The organism is Bradyrhizobium sp. (assembly GCF_035570375.1).
Classification (GTDB): Bacteria; Pseudomonadota; Alphaproteobacteria; order Rhizobiales; family Xanthobacteraceae; genus Bradyrhizobium.
In genome coordinates this window covers 1-3,282 of sequence record NZ_DATMLW010000085.1, presented here as the reverse complement: position 1 = coordinate 3,282, position 3,282 = coordinate 1, and the positions used below count along the sequence as shown (strand labels likewise).

The window sequence follows — 3,282 nt, the reverse complement described above, 5'->3', positions numbered from 1 at the left end:
TTTGATTTGTGGCAATCGGCAGAAGACGCGAGCCTATCGGGAGAGACAACGCTGGGTGTCGTGAACGCGCGTTGCTCGATCAGGGTGAGGATGCCAGTGGCGATGTGCTTCGGAAGCATGCCGCCAGAGAGCCGCGGCGAGTTGGCCATGGTGTCGCGCAGACCAGTGCTAGTCGGCGCCGATCTGGAGGAGATTCCGGAACCCGGCCAGACCCGCAGCATCGAAATTAAGCCGATCTCCTTCTCGCACTCGCGATCGCGCCAGATTGACGCCCGTTGCCAAGGAGATCATCCCTCATCGGATACGCCGTCCATTTAACGGGTAGGAGGAATGCGATGACGACGTTGAGCGGCTTGGCGATGAGCTGGCAGGAATGGCACAAACACGATGCTGTGGCCTTGGCCGAACTGGTGCGCGCCGGGCAGGTGGCGCCGAAGGAGTTGTGTGCGCAAGCCGCGGAAGCGGTTAACCGGATCGATCCGCAAATCGAGGCCGTGCTCGGGCTCTATAACGACGTCGTTGCTGATCCCGATACAAATCGTCCGAACAGGGAGGGCTTGCTCTATGGCGTGCCCATCCTTTTGAAGGACCTCGGCTCAGGTCTCGCGGGACGCAGGCAAGAATCGGGCTCGAAGCTGTTCAAGGACCATATCGTCGAGGCGACCGATCCGCTGGTCGACAATTATCTCCGCGCCGGATTGATCCCCATCGGAAGGTCGACAACACCCGAGTTCGGCATGACTTTCGACACTGCGACCGACTATCTCGATCGGGTCAGGGTGACGCGCAATCCCTGGAAGCTGGAGCGGACACCAGGTGGCTCGTCGGGCGGTTCGGCAGCGGCCGTTGCCGCCGGCATATTGCCGATCGGCATGTCTTCCGACGGCGGCGGGTCCACCCGCATTCCCGCCTCCTTTTGCGGTCTGGTCGGGCTCAAAGCCACGCGGGGTCGCGTACCCCGGCCACTTTCGCAGAGTGAATACATCTCTCGGATCAGCATCGATGGCGTCGTGAGCCGCTCGGTTCGCGACACGGCAGCCGCCTATGATTATCTGACCCGAATTCCCAATGGCGGCAGCTTTATCAGGATGGGGGAGCCTTCTGGCTCCTATTTCAAGTCGATCGAGCGCGACCCGGAGCAGCTCAGGATCGGGTTATCGACCGGGATGTGGGGCCGCGCCAACTCCACCGATCTCGAGATAGCTGAGCGGGTCCGCACCGTCGCAAAGCTGCTCGAAGGCCTCGGTCACCATGTCGAAGAAATCGCCGATGCGAGCATTTGCGATTGGGAGACATTGTGGTCGGCGTATTGCGCTAATTGGGTCGGCAGCCGCGCACAGTTTGCAACGATGGCCAAGGACCGCGGAGTGTCACCCGAGCGGCTGCAGGAGCATCTCGGGCCGATGGTGCACCGTCACTATCTCGCCGCCGAACGCTACGATAAGTTCGACATCTGGAAGATGATGGTGTGCAACAACGCCGTCACGCGCGAGTTCGGCCGCCTGATGGAGCGGTTCGACGCGCTGCTGGTCCCGACGATGGCGGTTCGGGTCCCCGAGGCCAACGGGCCCTATTCGCTGCTGCGGGACGAGGAGCTCGATCCCTGGCTGGGGCGTCTCTGCGACGCCTGCCGTTACACGATGCCGGCGAATGAGACCGGTCTGCCGGGCATCTCAGTGCCGGCCGGGCTCGACGCTGATGGGTTGCCGATCGGCATCCAACTGTATGGCAACTTCTGCCGGGAGGACCTGTTGCTCAAGGTGGCTGCTCAGATCGAACGGGCGCGTCCCGAATGGTTCGGTGCAGTCCCGCCGGTGCACGTCAGCTGATCGTACCGACCTGCGCTTCGGAACCGTGGTCGAGGCATGTCGGTACCGTATGCCTAGGTCCGCTCCGATGGCAGACCTGATTGCGATTGCCGCGCACCGGAAGACGTCCTATGACCACCCCGCAACCTACCTTCTGATCCAACCTCCGAGTGAGTACACTCCCCGCTTCGCGGCGCCTCGGGGTATGATCACCAAACGGCTCCCGCTTTCTGTTTCTGCGGCCAGCGATCGGCGTCGAGTCACGCGCGCACGCATCGCCGCGAATGTGGTTTGGAACAGAAAATCGGTCGTACCGATGCCTGATCGCTTGCGCTCCTGCTTCGCAAACCCCCGGTTTTCACTCGGTCCGCTCTTCGATTTCGGCGAGAGTAGCGCGCGCCCTCCTGATCAGCTCGGACATCTGACGTCGGCGAGCGATGGCGTCTGCGCTATATCGACCATGCCGGAGCGCGTTCTTGTTGCCGATCGGGGCGCCGCTTCCAGCCGCGCCGCCGTGCATTCTACACCGGCGCTTTCCGCGCACTGGCGGGGACTGACACGGTTCGCCACTCCGGGTCCGGGCTCCGCATCGGTATGATCGGTTCATGGGTAATTTCTGGCATTGCACGGGTTTGCTCCTGCGAGCTTTGATTGCTCCGGACCCCCGAGGTGACGGCACCGACGATCGCCTGTCCACCGGCCTGGACGTTGACGTGCTCGACGGTGATGCGTTGCTGCCCCTTGCCGCGATGGCGATCCAAGGCTTCGCTCAGAGCCGCGAAAGTCCGGGAGAGTCTATTCGCCTGGTTCAGGTTCTCGCGCCGACCTTCGAAGGACTGCTCAGGAATCATCGCACGCCGGTGGCACTCCATGACAGCGTTATGGGTGGCGATCGCCTGAGCGATCAGCATTCCCTCGAACACGTCACGCGGCTTCATGCCGCGCATCGCAACGAGCATCGCCTCTACCTGCTCTTCCTGCTGCTTATCGGAGCGGGAGTTCCCGCGCCATTGCGCAGCCTCAACCTGACAGGCGAGATTGACGGCGAACGCGGGGTTCTCAGAGCCGCTGATCGACCGGAAACGAGCGCGCTGCTCGGCCGAGATCTCAATCTTTTCGCGGGTCTCGCCGGCCTTCTTCGGCGCCCGTTCTTGCTCAGGCTCGGCTCGTCTCCTTGCTGAGCTCCCCCCGGCTCCCGCTATTGTCGGTGGTATATCTTTCTTCATTAACGTCCAGCCTCCAGTCACGATGATGCGCATGCTGGCCCCGGCCGCTCGCTTGCAGCACTCGGCGGACGCCGTGTCCCCGCCCTCCAATTGCCCCCTTCGATGTGGGTAATTCATCTACCGCCAGATCGTGGTTAATTTAAGTTCCCCCAAATACTTAAAAGCATCAATTATTACAAATATACATTTATAATTCTAGACAATCCTAATTCCACGTTTTCGGTTGAGCATCGGTTTGAACCATGCGG

Annotated in this window: 4 protein-coding genes; 1 reads left to right on the top strand and 3 read right to left on the bottom strand. The window is 61.5% G+C overall.

The features are described from left to right. On the bottom strand, positions 1-221 hold a 221-nt coding region (locus VNX23_RS09505; RefSeq protein WP_325629352.1), incomplete at its 3' end, for a hypothetical protein. Positions 222-335: 114 nt separating this feature from the next. Between VNX23_RS09505 and VNX23_RS09500 the strand changes: the two genes are divergently transcribed. Further along, positions 336-1,829: an amidase gene (locus VNX23_RS09500; RefSeq protein WP_325629350.1), complete on the top strand. Its 1,494-nt coding sequence runs from the start codon at positions 336-338 to the stop codon at positions 1,827-1,829. 337 nt (positions 1,830-2,166) lie between these two features. On the opposite strand, the gene VNX23_RS09495 is transcribed toward VNX23_RS09500, so the two are convergent. Both VNX23_RS09495 and VNX23_RS09490 read right to left on the bottom strand, forming a co-directional pair. Then, complete coding sequence (locus VNX23_RS09495) at positions 2,167-2,415, bottom strand: HGGxSTG domain-containing protein (RefSeq protein ID WP_325629348.1); 249 nt, start codon at positions 2,413-2,415, stop codon at positions 2,167-2,169. Further along, positions 2,330-3,067 (bottom strand): hypothetical protein, encoded by a 738-nt coding sequence (locus VNX23_RS09490; protein WP_325629347.1) that lies wholly within the window; start codon positions 3,065-3,067, stop codon positions 2,330-2,332. The genes VNX23_RS09495 and VNX23_RS09490 overlap by 86 nt, the downstream gene beginning before the upstream one ends. Positions 3,068-3,282 lie beyond the last annotated feature (215 nt).

Bases quoted from the DNA above. Each gene is read 5' to 3' on its own strand.
- VNX23_RS09490 (WP_325629347.1), bottom strand. From the start codon at position 3,067: ATGCGCATCATCGTGACTGGAGGCTGGACGTTAATGAAGAAAGATATA.
- VNX23_RS09500 (WP_325629350.1), top strand. From the start codon at position 336: ATGACGACGTTGAGCGGCTTGGCGATGAGCTGGCAGGAATGGCACAAA.
- VNX23_RS09495 (WP_325629348.1), bottom strand. From the start codon at position 2,415: ATGAACCGATCATACCGATGCGGAGCCCGGACCCGGAGTGGCGAACCG.